This window comes from Actinokineospora spheciospongiae (assembly GCF_003182415.1).
In the GTDB taxonomy this organism is placed as follows: domain Bacteria; phylum Actinomycetota; class Actinomycetes; order Mycobacteriales; family Pseudonocardiaceae; genus Actinokineospora; species Actinokineospora spheciospongiae.
The window spans coordinates 15,924-31,704 of record NZ_QHCP01000001.1 but is presented as its reverse complement, the minus strand read 5'-3'; the positions used below and the strand labels follow the sequence as shown (position 1 = coordinate 31,704).

The window sequence follows — 15,781 nt, the reverse complement described above, 5'->3', positions numbered from 1 at the left end:
GCGGTTGCCCGCCGTCGGGTCGTGCCGAGCTGCCTCCACCTGCCGAGGCCGCGCCCCCACCGTCAATCCACGGGCGCCCGCACCGCGTCGTCCACCGGGGTGCTCCCACCGACCAACCCCACGGTCCGCCGCACGCACCACGGCCCCGTCACCAGCGCGGCCAGCACGGCGGCCACGTCCGCCCGGGGCACCTCCCCCTCGGACACCCCTCCCCCGAGGCTGACCAACCCGGACCCCGGGTCGTCGGTCATCCGCCCGGCCCGCACGATGGTCCAGTCCAGGTCGCGGCAGGCGATCTCGGCCTCGGTCTCGGCCTTGGTCCGCAGGTACTCGGCCCGTTCCGGGCTGTCGTCGGCCCGCGCCTCCCCCGCCATCGTGCTCAGCAGCACGTAGCGGCGGATGCCCAGCGCCCCGACCCCGTCGGCGAACGCCAGGGCGGCCGGGCGCTCGGTCGGCCCGAGCGCGGTGCCCCCGGTGAACACCACGGCGTCGGCCCCGGGCAGGGTCTCCACCAGCCCGCGCGAGTCGAGGACGACGGGTCGGGCGCCGTGGGCGCGGACGTCGGCGCGGTGCCGGTCGGAGGGGACGAGGGCGACCACCGCGTCGCCCCGGGCGGACAGGAGGGAGGCCAGGCGCAGGCCCGCGCCGCTGTGGCCGCCCGCGATCACCACACGCATCCGCGAGACTCTAGAGGCCCCCCGCGCCCAGACCCGCCCACCCTCACCCGGGTGGGTTAATCCACGGAACACCGCCCAAGAAGCGAGCAATAGTCACGAAAAGGGCGGTCGTCGCCCTCCCCGCCGAAACGCGGCGGACCCGCACCCCCACCTCGCCCCGCGCTCCACCGACCCGGACCCCCCGGGCTTCCCGATCACCCGCGCGATCACCGGCCGCCCCCTCCAGGCCCTCGGCCCACCACGGCCCGGGCCAACTCCGCCAGCGCCCACACCATCGGGTGACTGGGCGGTGTGGTCCAGGCCAGCACCAGGGGAACCGGGGCCACGCCCGTCAACGGCACGTAGGCCACCTCCGCGTGCGGGTAGGTGCTGACGGTGGCGGTCGTGGTGATCCCCACGGCGTGCCCGGCACCGATCAGGGTGATCCAGTCGTCGGTGCTCAACACCTCGACGGCCTCGGCGGGGCGCCGGTCAGCGGGCCACAGGTCCAGGCTGGTGGTCCCCGACACCGGGTTGACCGCGATCGTCTCCCCCACCAGGTCCGCCAACGCCACCGAAGCCCGCCCGGCCAACGGCCCGCTCGCGGGCACGGCGGCCAACCGGGGTTCGCTGAGCAGCACCTCGGTGTGCAACCCGGCAACCCGCACCTGCCCCCGCAGCAGCGCGGCGTCCACCCGCCCCCGCACCAGCCCGGCGGTCCGGTCGTCCACCCGGTTCAACTCCAACGCGGTCTCCGGGTGAGCGGCCCGCCAAGCCCGCAGCAGCGGAACGGTGTACTCCCCGAAAGCCGACCAGGCGTGCCCCACCCGCAACGGCCAACTCCCCAACTTCCCGGCGTCCAACACGTCGTCCACAGCGGCCACCGCCGCCTCGGCCCGGACCCGCGTGGCCATCCCGGCGGGCGTCAAGCGCACGTGGTGGGTGGACCGGTCGACCAACCGAACCCCCAGGTGCGCCTCCAATTGCTGCAACGTCCGCGACACAGCGGGCTGGCTCAGGTGCAACCGCACCGCGGCCCGACTGATCGTCCCCTCCTCGGCGATCGCCAGGAACGCCCGCAGGTGACGCAGCTCAACCGACATGCCTGTAGAGCATAACCACTGGTGAAACAGCATTTCCGCGGAGTGGTCCACCCTGCATACGGTCACCGCCGTGACAACCCTGGCAACCCGGACCACCCCCCGAGCAGCCGCCGTGGCCATGGTCGTGACCGGCGCCTTCTGCCAACCCTCCGGCGCGGCCGTCGCGGGCCTGCTCTTCCCCCGAGCGGGCGCCCTCGGCATGGTCATGCTCCGCCTGGCCTTCTCCGCGATCCTGCTCGCGATCACCTGCCGCCCCCGCTGGCGCGGCCACACCCGCGCGGACTGGCTGGTGATCGCCGGGTTCGGCCTCGCCCTGGCCACGATGAACACCCTGTTCTACCTGGCCGTCGCCCGAATCCCCCTCGGCGCGGCAGTCACCTTCGAAGTGCTCGGCCCCCTGGTCCTGGCGGTCGCCACCACCCGCCGCTGGCTGTGGGCAACCCTCGCCCTGGCAGGCGTGGCCACCCTCAGCCGCGCGGGCCTGACCACGGGCCTGGACCTCCCCGGCGTCGCCTTCGCCCTCGGAGCGGGCGCGATGTGGGCGGCGTACATCGTGCTGTCCCAACGAACGGCGGGCCGCTTCCCCAAGACCGACGGCCTGGCACTGGCCCTGGTCGTGGCAGCGGTCGCCACCCTGCCCCTGGGCCTGTCCACGGCGGGCCAGGCGCTGGCGGACCCGGTGGTGCTGGGCCTGGGGCTCGTCGTGGCGGTGCTGTCCTCGGCGCTGCCGTACTCGCTGGAACTGCGCGCCCTGCGAACCCTCCCGGCGGGCACGTTCGCCGTGCTGACGTGCCTGACCCCCGCCATCGCCACGGTGGTCGGCTTCGCGGTCCTGGGCCAGGCCCTGACCCTGGTGGAGGCAGCGGCCACAGCGTTGGTGGTCACCGCGAGCATTGGCGCCGTCCGCGCAAGACCACCGAGCCGGGAAGGTTGACACCGTCCGCAGCACCTGTCGCGCCACCGCTCCCGGCGCCGAACAGGGCGGTGCCGTGGATATGCTCGAAAGATGGTGCTGAAGGGCGCGGGCGAGAGCGGTGACCTCCCGTTCGGGGGGCGCCTGCGAGCCGAACTGGGTTCACCGACCGCGGTGGTCCCACTGGACAGCAGCCCCCGATCACGGGTGTGGCGGGTGGAGCTGGCCGGAACACCCGCCGTGGTCAAGCAGTTGGTGGCAGACCCGGAAGCGGCCGACCGCTACACCCGCGAGGTCACCGCCCTGCGGTTGGCTTCCCGAGCAACACCCCCGGTCGCCCCCTCGTTGCTCGCAACCGACCCGGAGCACCACGTACTGGTCCTGGAGCACCTGGAACACCACCACCCCGCCGAGGACTGGCTGATCGACCACGCCACCACCCTGGCCCGCCTCCACGCCACCATCGACCCCGACGCACCCCTCCCCACCTGGTCCGCCCCAACCCCCACCGACGCCGACGCCTTCCTCCGCCTCGCCCACCACCTCGACGTCCCCACCACCCCCGGCGTCCAAGACGAACTGAACGCCCTGCTCGGACGCCTGCGCACCATGCCCACCACCGCCCTCCTCCACGGCGACCCCTGCCCCGGCAACGACATGCACACCACCGCAGGCGTCAGGTTCATCGACTTCGAACAGTCCTCCCTGGGCAACGGCCTGGTCGAACTCGCCTACCTCCGCATCGGCTTCCCCACCTGCTGGTGCGCCACCGCCCCGCCCCCACACCTCCTGCACGCCGCCGAAACCGCCTATCGGACAACCTGGCTCACCACCACCGGCACCACCCTCCCCAGCACCACCGACGCCTGCGTGGGCTGGCTGCTCCGGGGCGACGCCCTGGTTCCCCGAGCCCAACGCGGCACCATCGACCACCTGGCCGAAGCCACCACCCGGGACTGGCACTGGGGAACCGCCACCGCCCGCCAACGCCTCATCCACCGCCTCGGCGTGGTCAGCGAACTGACCGCCGACGACGGCGCCTTGGCGCAATTCGGCCTGCTGACCTCGGCGATGCACGCCCGCGCACTCGCGCGCTGGCCTGGACTCGGCCCACTGCCCACCCGGCGGCCGTGAGGAAGTCCGAAGCCGCGCGAGGCACCCGGCAGCAGCCAGGGGCGCACAAGCCCCCTCGGGCACTTTCCAGTGGGGAACCATCCCCGATTTCTGGTGTGTCCGAGGTTCAACCTGGATCGCCGGGCGGTGCTGCCCGTCTACAGATCAAGCCGTCGAGGGTGAGTGACCAGGCCGTGCTGTCGCAGGCGGGAGCCACCCGGGCTGTGACGGGTTCGGCGGATCGGGGATGTGGATTGCGCGGCGCGGACGTCTCCGGCGACCGGGAGAAAGCTGCCCGCGGACGTGATCATCGCGATCGACAACGGCGACCTGAGCCACTGCTCCTGGTCCACCGGCAGCGGCCTGCTCACCTTTGACTCGGGCCGCTGGTGCCTGCGGACCCTGGAGATGGTCGGCGATCCTGACCAGCCCTGCCTCTCCGCCACCCCGACCCCCACCTCCTGACCCTCCCGCCCTGGCACCGCCCCAGGAGGAGACAACCCGGTGATGATCTCCTCGGCCCCCACCGCAGCTCCGATTTCGTCGAACCCCGGTCACAGGGAGCACCCGTGCTGATACCTTCGGTGGGATTCCACTGGGGGTGAAATGACCGGTTTCGACGTGGGTCCCGATGTGCTGCGCGCCGCGGCCGCCGCCGCGCGACAGGCTGCGGGAGTCGTGCGGGCACTGGAGTTGGGTCGGGTGGCGGACTTGGCCACCGCGCTGCCCGGGGCGGCGTCCGGCGCGACGGCCCGCGAACTCGGGCCGCAGTGGGAGGACACGAGTACGCGGTGGGCCGAGGGCATGGATTCGTACGCGACCGCGCTGGCTGCCTCGGCTGAGGCCTACCAGGCCCAGGAGGATGCCGCGGCGGACGGCTTCGGGCGGATGGGAGGTCGCTGATGGCCACCTGGGACGAGGTCAGGCAGTGGCGGGCCGATGCCGTCGGGCAGGTGGGCGACCACTTGGTGGCGCGGCGCAACCTCGTTGTCGGTCTACAGGACGAGCTCGACGGCAGCAAGCCCGCCGGGTGGGCGGGGGAAGCGGCGGAGGCCGCTGACAACGACCTGCGCACCCGGCGCCAGGGCCTGGAGGAGTTGGCCTCGCGGTTGTCCGCGGCGGTGAAGGTCATCGACGACACCGAGCACGCCGTGCGGGAGCTGGTCGTCAGGGTCGAGGCGGTCGAGGACCAGGCCGCCCGCAACGGCATGCGGATCGTCAACGGTGAGGTCGTGGCGGAGGGTGGGGGCTTCTTGACCACCGTGGTCTTGCAGGCGGAGGTGCAGGCCACCTTGGCTCAGGCGACCGCGATCGACAGCGAACTGGACTCCGTGCTCCAGGGCATCCGCTCCGGCGAGATCGACGACGCGGGGGCGACGACGCTGGCCGACGCCGCGGCGGCGGGCGAGGACCACGTCACCGACGAGCAGCGCCACCGCGACCTGCTGGAGAAGTACCAGGTCCGGACCGACGCCACCACGACGTGGCCCAGCGGTCTGACCGGTTGGCTCGCCGAGCAGGCGGGGTTCTCCAAGGAGCAGGTCACCGAGGCCGAGGCGGCCATGCTCGACGACCTGCAAGCGCGCAAGGGGCTGCTGGGGGTCAAGGAGTTCGCCGACCTCCGGCAGGACGCGCTGCACGTGGCGGAGGGCAGGTTCGAGGGCAAGGGCCTGACCGACGGGCACGCGGACGCCTTCCGGCACGCCTACTGGAACGCGCTGATGACGCAGCGGTACGGCGAGGAGTGGGCGGGCGAGTTCGCCACCGCCCACGAGCGCAACCCGTCCAGCCACCCGGTTCCCGTCGGCATGGACCTGCACAACAACGAGGTGGGCCGCGAGATCGCGCGGGCCAACCCGGACGCGAGCCCCGAGGAACTGGCCTCCCTGGTGGAGCAGGCGGTCAAAGACGGCAGAATGGTGGTCATCGACAACGACGACACCCTCGTGCCGTCCAACGAGGTGAACCCCGGCGAGACCCGGGACACGAGGAACAACCCCTGGCCGACCGACAACCCGGGACGCGGCGACGACCGCGACCCCGGCAGGCCCTCAGCGAAGCCGGACCAGTACTGACATGCGTGTGATCGCGACCCTGCTCGTCCTGCTGGCACTGCTGGCGGGATGCGGCGGCGACACCTCGGGAGCAGCCGTGGAATTCGACGAGACCCTGCAACGGTCTGTCACCGAACTGGCCCGCGCGGGCGGTTCACGACCGCTCAAGGAATTGGCCCCGGGCGACTGGACCTCCGTGCACATCCTCCTCGGCCCCGCATCCGGCGCGCGCATCGAACGCGAACTGGGCCAGCCCACCGAAATCGACGGCGACGGCACGCACGGCGGGGACTACGTCCAGGACGGCAACCTCCTGGTCTTCCGGCGCGACGACGAGATCGTGCGGATGGTCAGCCTGGGCCAGGTCGCCGCGCTCGGCGAAGGCCGGTACGACGCGGACGTGGTCCTGACGGCGCGGGAGGGCGCCATCACGATGACCGAACCGGCGGATCTCTGACCTCGAACGGGGTCCTGGCCCGCGCACATGACCGGCCGGGTCACGAGGTCCGAATCGGCCCGGCGGGCACCCCATCGACGGTCAGCCGGAATTGACGGGACTGGCACTGGGAACCGCCAACGCCTCACCCACCGCCTCGCCGTCGTCAGCAACTGACGGCCGACGACGATACCCTGACGGACGTCAGTCTGCTGACTTCGGCGATGCACGCCAACGCACTCGCGTACTGGCCCGCACTCGAACCGCCGCCTGCCCGACGCCCACGAGAAGTCGAAGCTGCGCGAGGTATCCCTGGGTGCACGGCCGCCGCGCACCGGCTCAGTGTGGTCCTCATCAGAGGTGGGTTGCGTGCGGCGTAGCGGTTGGGTCGTCGGAGAAGCGGGGGCCTTGCTGGGGCATGGTCATGCTCCCGGGTGGTCGTAGCCCGCGGGCAGCGGGTGGGCCTTGAAGGCGCCGTTGCTGCCGATGATGTCCAACACCCCGCCGTTCACGGCGCGGACGGTGTTCTGGATGTTCATCAGCATCATGGGACTGATCATGTTGCCGAGGTCGTTGACGATCTGCAGCGGGTTCTGGAAGCCCTCCGGCCTGCCCGGCTCGGTCAACCGTCCGCTGGGGAAAGCGGTCTGAACCAACGCCATGGGCACGGTTTTCGAAGGCATTCCCGGCAAATCAGGCACCTGGGGTGGCCGCCCGGGTCCGGGTGGGCTTGGTCGAGCCGATCGGCAGCGGCGGCATCCCAGCGGATCACCAAGGGGTGGCGACGTCCAGGAGGCCGATCATGCCGGAGACCAGGCGCATCTGCGGAATGGTGCGGATGTCGGCTTCGACCAGGTGGGGGGAGCAGACCAGGACCGCCACCGCCTGGGCTCGGGACAGGGCCACGTTGAGGCGGTTGCGCGACAGCAGGAAGTCCAGGCCCCGAGGCAGGTCAACCGCCGACGACGAAGTCATGGTGGCGATGACGACCGGGGCTTCCTGCCCCTGAAAGCGATCCACCGTGCCGACCCGCACCCCACCGAACCCCGCCTGGTCCAACGCACGCGAAACCACCCGGGACTGCAAGTTGTACGGCGCCACCACGAGGAAATCCTTCTCCCCCAACGGCCGCACCTCCCCCCGGTCGTTCCACGAACGACCGATCAAGGCGGCCACCGTGGAAACCACAGCCACGGCCTCCTCCGGAGACCGCGTCGTGTTGCCCTCGTGTTCGACCGAGCAGACGTACAACCCCGGGGCGACACCGTCGACGGAGCGGTCGGCGGCGGTCGGGTGGGCGTGGAGGAGGCCCGCGTAGGACAGGTCCGAGACCGGTTTGCAGACCGCCGGGTGCATTCGGCGGGTTTCGTCGAGGAAGTAGCCCAGTTCCGGGGGGATGACGTCGGCTTCGCCGATGAGGTGGCCGAGGGCTGAGGCGTCCGCGCCCGCCGGGTGGGTGCCCTGGACGACCTGGGGGAGCTGTTGGGGGTCTCCGAGCAGGACCATCGTCCGGGTGGCCGTGGACACCGCCAGGGCGTCCGCCAGGGCGAACTGGCCTGCCTCGTCGATCAGGAGGACGTCGAAGGGGTCGGCTTTCAGGGCCGGGTTGGCGAAGGTCCAGGCGGTGCCGCCGACCAGGTGGCCTTCGGGGTGGTCGGCGCGCCAGGCCGCCAGGGCCTTGTTGTCCTTGGGGGTTTCCCAGAGTTCTTCGGCGGGGGTCTTGGACTTGGAGATCTTGGCGGCGGGGATGTCGGGGGCGGTGGTCAGGGCCGCGGTGAGGACGTTCTCCACCGCTTTGTGGCTGGTGGAGGTGACGGCGACGGTTTTGCCCGCGCGGATCAGGTGGGTGATGAGTTGGCCCGCCAGGTAGGTCTTGCCCGCGCCGGGTGGGCCTTGGACGGCCAGGACTGATTGGTCGAGGTTGTCGACTGCCTCGATGACCGTGGCGACCAGGTCGAAGCCGGGGTCGGGGAGGCGGCCGCCTCGGCGCATCCGGGGGGAGAGCCTGCGGAGGAGGTCGATGCCGGGGTGGGGTGGGAGGGTGGGGAGGGTGGCGATGACCGTTTCGGCCAGTTCCTCGATCGCCTTGTCCTTGGGGGTGGCGGAGATGGGGCGTCCGGGGAGGACCGCGGCGGGGGTGGCATGGGATTCTTCGCCCACCGCCGCTGTCTCCTCGACGGTGAGGTGGTCGGCGGTGGCGTGGGTGACCTTCGCTTCCGTTCCCTCTGCGCCGTAGCGGAGGCGGACCTGGTCGCCCGCGGTGAACGGGTGGGGGCGGTCGGGGTCGCAGGTCAGGTGGAGTTCGCGGCGGGATTTGCGTTGGCGGCCGGTGGGTTTGACCCACTCCCCCACCTCGATCGCGACCGGGACCGCGCAGTTGGTGTCGACCTCCAGGTCCGACAGCGGGGTCTGGAGGCGGTGGAAGAACTCCCACCACGCCGGGTTGGATTCGCGTCGGTGGTAGCCGACGGCGGCGGCCAGCAGTGCGCGGGCGCGGTGGTCGTCGGTGAAGTCCGCGACGTCCTCGGGGAGGCCGTCGAGCAGGGGGGCGACCAGGGCGGCGATGCGGGCTTCGCGTTCGGCTCGCTCCTCGGCCTTGCCGTCGTCGGGGAGGGCGAGTTCTTCCGGGTCTCGGGTGGCGATGCCCTGTTCCACCCGGACCCGGTGCAGGAAACCGAACAGCTCCAGCGTGGAGACGCAGTCGTACTCGTTGTAGTCGGCGATGCCGCGCAGGACCTCGTCGGCGCGTTCGGGGTGGCCGAGTTGGGTCAGGGTCAGGTATTCCTCGTACGCCTCGATGCTGGAGACCGCGTTCTTGACGTCTCCTTCACGTTCCGTGGGCATGTAGAGGGGTTCCAGGTACTTGATGGAGTACGAGCGCTGCGACACGCGCAGGGCCTTGCGCACCACCGCGTACAGGTCGACCAGCGCCCCTCGGCGCAGCAGGTCGTCGACGGCCTGCTCGCGGGTGCCGTGCAGGGCCGCGAGGCGCTTGACCGCCGTGGCCTCGTACGGCGCGTAGTGGTAGACGTGGGCACCGGGGTGTTCGGCTAGGCGGGCGGTGGCGAAGTCGACGAAGTCCTCGAACGCCTTCTTCTCCTGCCTGCGGGAATGGGCCCAGAACGGGGTGAACCCGCGGGCGCCGTCGGCGGTCACCGCGCCGAACAGGTACTCCAGGCCGTCGCCGTCGAGGGCGTACGGGTCGCCCTCCATGTCGAAGAACACGTCGCCGGGGCTGGGGGCGGGCAGGGAGGCCAGGGCATCCGGGTCGACGACCTCGTAGCTGATCTTGCCGGTGGCGTCCTGGCGGACCTGGATCGCCGCCTGGGCGCGCAGGGCGGTGAACGAGGCGGGCGAGATGCTCTTGGGCCGGGCCTCGGGTCCGGCCTGGGCCAGGGCGTCGATCGTGCCCAGGCCCGCGGCGGCGAGCTTGCGCCGCTGGTCGGTGCGCATCCCGGCGACCAGGGACAGGTCGCGGTCGGCCTCGCGGCCGTCGGCGCAGTGCTGGGCGAAGGCGCAGGTGCCGCAGGCGGCGCGCTCGTCGGCCCACAGTTGCTCGGGCAGGCCGGGTTCGCGGCTGGTCAGGCGGTCGCGCAGGCGGCGCAGCAGCGGCAGGAAGTCGTCCACCCGCAGCGTCTCGGTGCTGCCGTCGCCGAGAAGCAGGTGCATGTTCGGGCCGCTGGGCCAGCCCGCGCGGCGCAGGGCGTCGGCGTAGGCGGCCAGTTGGATCACCGCGCCCGGCCGGGCCCGGCGGGCGAGTTTGGTGTCGTAGACCTCGTAGCGGCCCTGGGCGTCGCGCTGGAGGAAGTCGGCGCGGCCGGAGAAGGTCTCGTCGAGGAAGACGGCCTGGTAGACGACGTCGGTGCCCGCCGCGAGCGCGGCGGCGGTCTCGGTCGCGGCGGTGGCGGGGTCGCGCTCGTCGATCTCGACCAGGGCGGTTACCTCCTCGCGGAGGCGGGTCAGCGTGGCCTGCTCGTGCGCCCGGCCGTGCTTGGCGGCGAGTTGGTCGCCGCCGCGCACCGGGCGGGGGGCGCCCGCCACCCCCGCCGCGTGCGCCTGCCGCAGCACGCTGCGGTGTTCGCAGTCGAGCAGGTCGGCGAGGTCGGACGGGGTGTACACCGGCGGAAGTCTGGCAGCCGGGATCGCCCGATCGGCTTACCGACACGCCGCCGTTGATCAGCCATGCTGACACAGCGGACATTTCGGACGGGCTCTGGTAGCGTCGCCGGTGTGCCTGTCCGAAATGTCCGAAGCACTGGACTCGGTGGGCAGTGTTCCACGTCAGCGGCGGACCACTCGGTCCCCGCGTTTCCCCTTCCCCCTCTCGGAGGTACGGCATGGACAAGCTGGTCGCGAAGCTCGCCCAGGACGACGTGTGGGCCAAGTGGGTGGCCGCGAACTCGGCCACCAAGGACGGGTGCATCTCCAAGAAGCAGGGTTGCATCTCCAAGGGCTGACGGGATTCCCCGCACCGGTGGTCGGCGACGCGCGTCGCCGACCACCGGCGTGTTCCAGAAGGCAGGTCACAGAAGGGGTGCGCATGACGGGCCGGCCCGATCCGGAGATGCTCGACCGGATCAAGGACATCCCCATCTACCGGGAGAACCTGCGCAGCGGTGAGTTCCCGATCCTGGAGAAGGACGTCATAGCAAGGGGTTTCCCCGACAACTGGATGACACCGGACCTGGCGGCGGCGCTGGAGACCGGGGCGGCGGAGTTCGTGCTGTCGACCGGCACCAACCACGCCAGGATGCAGATCATCCGCCCGCCGTACTTCCTGCTAAAGAGCTACTACCGGCTGTGGGGTGAACACCCCGACATCAAGCACACCTGGGAACTGGGCTGCCCCCGGGTGTCGGTGACCACCGTGCTGGCCACCGAGCACGTCGCCCGGATCAACGCCAAGGCCCGTGGTGAGCAGCCCGCCGAGCACCCGGAGCTGGCCGACCGGTGGCTCGACGAGCGGACCGTCTACGTCAACCAGCAGGTCGACCCCGCGCTGTGGACGCGCGCGGAGGTGCGGCGGATGCTCGACGAGATCGAGCAGACCCGCGCGGCGCACCCCAGCGGCCAGTACCACCTCGACTGTTCGAGCTACCACCTGGCGCACCTGGTGCGCAAGGCCGACGAATTCGGGCTGGCGCAGGACTTCCCGCGCCCGTCGAGCATCATCCACGCCTACGAGTACACCCCGGACAACGTGTCCCGGTTCCTGCGCGCGCACTTCGACTGCCCCATCGTGGACCTGTTCGGCAGCACCGAGTTGGGCTACCTCTACTACAGCGACAGCACCGGCGGCTACCACCCGCACCTGGACCGGATGCGGGTGGAACTGGTGCCGGTCGAAGAGGGCAGCACGCTCTACAGCCTGATCGTCTCCAGCATCCGCAACCCCTGGATGCCGCTGATCCGCTACCGCTCCGGCGACTGCGCGCGCACCGTCGACGGCAGCCCCGACCCGGAGCGGATCGCCCGGTTCTGCGGCCGGGAGAAGGAACTGATCCGCGTCGGCTCCACGCTGCTGTGCCACGGCGACCTCGACCGGTGGATCGGCGAGACCGCGCCCGGGGTGTTCCTGTACCGGCTGCGGGTCGGCGAGGGCACCTCCGGTGAGCTGGAGTACACGACCTTCGACGACCGGCCGCTGCCCGACCCGGCCGCGCTGGCGCGGGTGCTGGCCGAGCACCTGGAACTGTCGGTCACCCCGGTCCACCGCGAGCACATCCCCATCGGCAAGTCGGGCAAGTACGCCTGGCTGCACCCGGATTCCCGCACCCGTTAGGAGAACCGTGCCGACCGTCTCCCCCGCCGACCTGCGCTCCCTGCTGGGCGAACCGCTGTACGCCGAGGTCGTGGAGCACTTCGCGGCCAAGACCGGCGAGCCGGCCGACTTCGTCGAGCGGCAGGCGCTGGAGTGCCTGCGGTACCTGTACCTCGTCTCCGCGCACCGCGAGGAGCTGGCGGGGCTGTTCCTGCCGGTGGAGCAGGAGATCGACGAGGTGTGGCACTACCTGATCCTCCAGACCGCCGAGTACCGCGAGCTGTGCGCGCGGCTGCCCGGCGGATTCTTCATCGAGCACCGCAGCGTCAGCTACACCGCCTACGAGGAGGAGTCCACGCGCGAGCGGGCCGCCGCCGAGGCCCTCCGGTGGATTCCGCTCTACCGCGACGCCTTCGGCCCGTTCGACGAGGGTGCGCTGCCGCACTGGACCATGGTGCGCTTCCTGCACGGCGAACTCGGCCTGTCCATGGCCCAGATCGCCGACCTGGACGCCGCCGCCGTCCGCTGACGAGCACCGGCGGGCGCCGGTCGCGCTCAGCCGACCGGCGCGAGTCGCGCCATGCCCCGGCCCGCGAGGGCCACGCCGAGGCCGATCGCGAGCTGCACGCCCAGCACCACCGCGAACGCCGTCGCGTTGCCCTGTCCCACGGTCACCGTGGCGTACAGGGTGCCGAGGGCGGCCACACCGATCGCCATCGAGCCCTGCTGCGTGGTCACCAGCACCCCACCGCCCACGCCCGCGTAGGCGGTGGGGACCGCGCCCAGCACCGAGATCTGCGAGGCGCCCACGACCAGCGCCTGCCCGAGGCCGACCAGCACCAGCCCCGGCAGCGCCGCCCACACCGGGGCGTGCAGCACGCCGAGCAGGACCAGCAGCCACACCACCCCCGCCGCCTGCACGAGCGCGCCCGCGGGCAGGACCCGCTCGCCCAACCTGGTGCGCAGCGCGGGAATGGCGAACGAACCGAGCAGGAACGCCAGCGACATCGGCGCCACGGTGAGCCCGGCGGTCAGCGGGTCGAGGCCGAACCCGTGTTGCAGTGTCAGCGGCAGGGCGAACAGGAAACCGGCCCAGGCGGCCAGGAACGGCGCGACCAGCACCAGGCCGCCGCGGACCCGCGGTTCGGCGAGGACGGCGGGCGGCAGCAGCGGTACCCGCCCGGCGGCGACCACCCGCTTCTCCACGCGCCACAACGCGATCGCCGCCACCGGCACCAGGAGCAGCAGCGCGACCGTCCACCACGGCCAGCCGAGCAGCGGACCCCGGTTGAGCGGCACGAGCAGCAGCAGCACCACCGCGCCGAGCAGCGCCGTGCCGCGCAGGTCGACGCCGGTGGGGTTCGGCGACCTGGTGTCGGGGACCGCGAGCAGGCACAGGACCGCCGCGAGCACGCCCAGCGGCAGGTTGACCAGGAAGATCAGCCGCCACGACGTGCCGAACAGGTCGAGTTCGACCAGCAGGCCGCCGAGCACCAGCCCGAGGATGGCGGCCAGGCCGCTCACGGCCGCGTACCGGCTCATCGCCGCCGCCCGCCGCTCCGGCGGCACGGCGGCCTGGATCGTGCCGAGCACCTGCGGTGGCACCAACGCCGCCGCCGCGCCCTGCGCGACCCGCGCGGCGACCAACCACGGCGCGGTGGTGGCGAACGCGCACGCCAGGGACGCCACCACGAACACGGCCAGCCCGGCCACCAGCACCCGCCTGCGGCCGAACGCGTCACCAAGGCGCCCGCCCAGCACCAGGAACAGGGTGAACGCCGTGCCGTAGCCCGCGACGACGAGTTCGAGGTCCGCGCTGCTCGCGGACAGGTCGGCGGCGATGGTGGGCAGGGCGACGTTGACGATGAACGAGTCCATCATCGGCAGCAGCACACCCAGCAGGACGGCGGCGAGGCCGAGCGCGGACAGCGGGCGGGCGCTCACGCGGTGACCCGCGCCGGGGTGAGCCGGAAGCCGCGGTAGCCGTCCTCGGCGACGGAGTCGCAGATGCGCCGGTAGGTGTCCAGGCCGCCCGCGTACGGCATGAACACGCGCGCCTTGCCCTCGACGTTCGCGCCGAGGTAGTAGGAATCGGTGTGCCCGTAGAGGGTCTTGGCCGCCGCCGCGGCGACCTGCTCGACCCAGTCGTCCTGGGCGGCGGTCTCGGCCTCGGCGGTGGCGTCGGTTTCGCGCAGGTGCACCAGCAGGTCTCGAATCCAGGTCACGTGGTGCTCGATGGCGCGCAGCACGTTCGACAGGACCATCGTGCTGCCGGGTCCGGTGATGGTGAACAGGTTCGGGAACCCGGCCACCGCCAGCCCGAGGTAGCTGCGCGGCCCGCCCGCCCACCGCGCGGCGAGTTCCGCGCCGTCGCGGCCGGTGATGTCGATCCTGGTCAGCGCGCCGGTGAAGGTGTCGTAGCCGGTGGCGAGGACCAGCACGTCGAGCGGGTACTCCGCCGCGGTGGTGCGGACGCCGTCGGCGGTGACGCGCTCGATCGGTTCGGCGCGCAGGTCGACCAGGCGCACGTGGTCGGCGTTGAAGGTGTCGAAGTAGCCGGTGTCGACGCAGAGCCGCTTGGTGCCGATCGGGTACCCGGTGGGGGCCAGGCGCTCGGCGGTGCCCGGGTCGGCGACGGCCTGGCGGATCTTCGCGCGGAAGAAGTCGGCGAGCCGCGCGTTGGCGTCGAGGTCGCGGCCGGTGTCGGTGAAGGTGGCGACGATGTGCGTGCCGCCCGCGGCCCACCTGGCCTCCAGCTCCGCCAGGGCGGTGTCCGGGTCGGTGTCCAGGATCGCCCGGCCGGTGCCGGTGACCGGGTGGCCGAAGCGGGTGGTGCGCGCGGACTCCACGCGGTCGTCGTAGGTGTCGGCGGCGCGGTCGAGTTCGGCGTCGGTCAGCGGCCGGTTCCCGGAGGGGACGCTGAAGTTCGGGGTCCGCTGGAACACCACCACCTCGGCGGCGGACTTGGCGATCTCCGGGATCACCTGGATGCCCGAGGACCCGGTGCCGATGACGCCGACGCGCTTGCCCGCCAGGTCGACGGGTTCGCGCGGCCAGCGGCCGGTGTGCGGGCGCGGACCGCGAAAGTCGTCCAGGCCGGGAATTCCCGGGGTGTGCACGGCGGACATGCAGCCCGCGGCGGTGATGAGGAACCGGCAGCGCACCTCGGCGCCGTGCTCGGTGCGCACCAGCCAGCCGGACCCGTCGAACTCCGCGGCGGTGACCCGGGTGTCGAAGGTGATCAGCGGCAGCAGCCCGCGCCGCCGCGCGACGTGCTCGGCGTAGCGCAGGATCTCCGGCTGCCCGGCGAACCGCTCGGACCAGCGCCACTCCCGGTGCAGGTCGCGGTCGTGCAGGTAGCAGTAGTCGAGGCTCTCGATGTCGCAGCGGGCACCCGGGTAGCGGTTCCAGTACCAGGTACCGCCCACTCCCCCGCCCGCCTCGAACGCGTGGCAGGTGAACCCGCTCCCGCGCAACTCCGAGAGCATGTGCAGGCCCGCGAACCCGGCCCCGATCACGACGGCGTCGTACTCGACCCGCGCGTCCTCGCCCAAGGCGTACCCCTTCTCCCGGCTGCGCTCTGCGACCACCCTATCGGGTATTCCGGCCAAAACGGTCATACCGGTGGAAGACTCGGGCGGATCAGGCCCGGTGGTGTTCGAGGCCGAACCCGTCGCCGACCCGGGCAAGTTCGCGCCGAGGCCCGCGACCCCCACCCCCGAGCAGGCGGCGGCCGCACCCGGGC

14 protein-coding genes are annotated in these 15,781 nt (G+C 72.0%); 8 read left to right on the top strand and 6 right to left on the bottom strand.

The genetic code is table 11. The features are described from left to right. Positions 1–62: 62 nt before the first annotated feature. Positions 63–677, bottom strand: coding sequence for an NAD(P)H-binding protein (locus DFQ13_RS00165; RefSeq protein ID WP_035288455.1), 615 nt, complete (start codon positions 675–677; stop codon positions 63–65). Positions 678–883: 206 nt separating this feature from the next. Then, complete coding sequence (locus DFQ13_RS00160; protein ID WP_110078773.1) at positions 884–1,759, bottom strand: LysR family transcriptional regulator; 876 nt, start codon at positions 1,757–1,759, stop codon at positions 884–886. Positions 1,760–1,829: 70 nt separating this feature from the next. Between DFQ13_RS00160 and DFQ13_RS00155 the strand changes: the two genes are divergently transcribed. From DFQ13_RS00155 to DFQ13_RS00135, 6 genes are all read left to right on the top strand, one after another. Beyond that, on the top strand, positions 1,830–2,693 hold the full coding sequence (locus DFQ13_RS00155) for an EamA family transporter (RefSeq protein WP_233438201.1): 864 nt from the start codon (positions 1,830–1,832) through the stop codon (positions 2,691–2,693). Positions 2,694–2,765: 72 nt separating this feature from the next. After that, positions 2,766–3,806: an aminoglycoside phosphotransferase family protein gene (locus DFQ13_RS35440; RefSeq protein WP_110078330.1), complete on the top strand. Its 1,041-nt coding sequence runs from the start codon at positions 2,766–2,768 to the stop codon at positions 3,804–3,806. 282 nt (positions 3,807–4,088) lie between these two features. Continuing rightward, positions 4,089–4,250, top strand: a complete 162-nt coding sequence (locus DFQ13_RS33425; protein WP_181399771.1) for a hypothetical protein — start codon at positions 4,089–4,091, stop codon at positions 4,248–4,250. Positions 4,251–4,391: 141 nt separating this feature from the next. After that, positions 4,392–4,688 carry a hypothetical protein gene (locus DFQ13_RS00145; RefSeq protein WP_035288461.1) on the top strand — a complete coding sequence of 99 codons (297 nt, stop codon included), beginning with the start codon at positions 4,392–4,394 and terminating at the stop codon, positions 4,686–4,688. Next, the gene (locus DFQ13_RS00140; RefSeq protein WP_110078329.1) at positions 4,688–5,860 is read left to right on the top strand and encodes a DUF6973 domain-containing protein; all 1,173 of its coding nucleotides are present in this window, start codon (positions 4,688–4,690) and stop codon (positions 5,858–5,860) included. Before DFQ13_RS00145 ends, DFQ13_RS00140 begins: the two co-directional genes overlap by 1 nt. Before the next feature lies 1 nt (position 5,861). Continuing rightward, entirely contained in the window at positions 5,862–6,296 is a 435-nt protein-coding gene (locus DFQ13_RS00135) for a hypothetical protein (RefSeq protein WP_233438200.1), read from the top strand. Positions 6,297–6,697: 401 nt separating this feature from the next. On the opposite strand, the gene DFQ13_RS00130 is transcribed toward DFQ13_RS00135, so the two are convergent. Next, positions 6,698–6,937 carry a hypothetical protein gene (locus DFQ13_RS00130; RefSeq protein WP_146240967.1) on the bottom strand — a complete coding sequence of 80 codons (240 nt, stop codon included), beginning with the start codon at positions 6,935–6,937 and terminating at the stop codon, positions 6,698–6,700. A gap of 106 nt (positions 6,938–7,043) precedes the next feature. Beyond that, complete coding sequence (locus DFQ13_RS00125) at positions 7,044–10,394, bottom strand: TM0106 family RecB-like putative nuclease (RefSeq protein WP_110078327.1); 3,351 nt, start codon at positions 10,392–10,394, stop codon at positions 7,044–7,046. Positions 10,395–10,815: 421 nt separating this feature from the next. Between DFQ13_RS00125 and DFQ13_RS00120 the strand changes: the two genes are divergently transcribed. Together DFQ13_RS00120 and DFQ13_RS00115 are read left to right on the top strand one after the other, a co-directional pair. Then, positions 10,816–12,057, top strand: coding sequence for a phenylacetate--CoA ligase family protein (locus DFQ13_RS00120; RefSeq protein WP_110078326.1), 1,242 nt, complete (start codon positions 10,816–10,818; stop codon positions 12,055–12,057). 7 nt (positions 12,058–12,064) lie between these two features. Further along, entirely contained in the window at positions 12,065–12,565 is a 501-nt protein-coding gene (locus DFQ13_RS00115; protein ID WP_035285225.1) for a hypothetical protein, read from the top strand. Positions 12,566–12,591: 26 nt separating this feature from the next. Here the strand turns inward: DFQ13_RS00115 and DFQ13_RS00110 are convergent, their stop codons facing one another. Both DFQ13_RS00110 and DFQ13_RS00105 read right to left on the bottom strand, forming a co-directional pair. Continuing rightward, entirely contained in the window at positions 12,592–13,980 is a 1,389-nt protein-coding gene (locus DFQ13_RS00110) for an MFS transporter (protein ID WP_233427777.1), read from the bottom strand. After that, positions 13,977–15,626 carry a flavin-containing monooxygenase gene (locus tag DFQ13_RS00105; RefSeq protein WP_233438199.1) on the bottom strand — a complete coding sequence of 550 codons (1,650 nt, stop codon included), beginning with the start codon at positions 15,624–15,626 and terminating at the stop codon, positions 13,977–13,979. Before DFQ13_RS00105 ends, DFQ13_RS00110 begins: the two co-directional genes overlap by 4 nt. Positions 15,627–15,781 lie beyond the last annotated feature (155 nt).

Bases quoted from the DNA above. Each gene is read 5' to 3' on its own strand.
- DFQ13_RS00165 (WP_035288455.1), bottom strand. From the start codon at position 677: ATGCGTGTGGTGATCGCGGGCGGCCACAGCGGCGCGGGCCTGCGCCTG.
- DFQ13_RS00160 (WP_110078773.1), bottom strand. From the start codon at position 1,759: ATGTCGGTTGAGCTGCGTCACCTGCGGGCGTTCCTGGCGATCGCCGAG.
- DFQ13_RS35440 (WP_110078330.1), top strand. From the start codon at position 2,766: ATGGTGCTGAAGGGCGCGGGCGAGAGCGGTGACCTCCCGTTCGGGGGG.
- DFQ13_RS00145 (WP_035288461.1), top strand. From the start codon at position 4,392: ATGACCGGTTTCGACGTGGGTCCCGATGTGCTGCGCGCCGCGGCCGCC.
- DFQ13_RS00140 (WP_110078329.1), top strand. From the start codon at position 4,688: ATGGCCACCTGGGACGAGGTCAGGCAGTGGCGGGCCGATGCCGTCGGG.
- DFQ13_RS00135 (WP_233438200.1), top strand. From the start codon at position 5,862: ATGCGTGTGATCGCGACCCTGCTCGTCCTGCTGGCACTGCTGGCGGGA.
- DFQ13_RS00130 (WP_146240967.1), bottom strand. From the start codon at position 6,937: ATGGCGTTGGTTCAGACCGCTTTCCCCAGCGGACGGTTGACCGAGCCG.
- DFQ13_RS00120 (WP_110078326.1), top strand. From the start codon at position 10,816: ATGACGGGCCGGCCCGATCCGGAGATGCTCGACCGGATCAAGGACATC.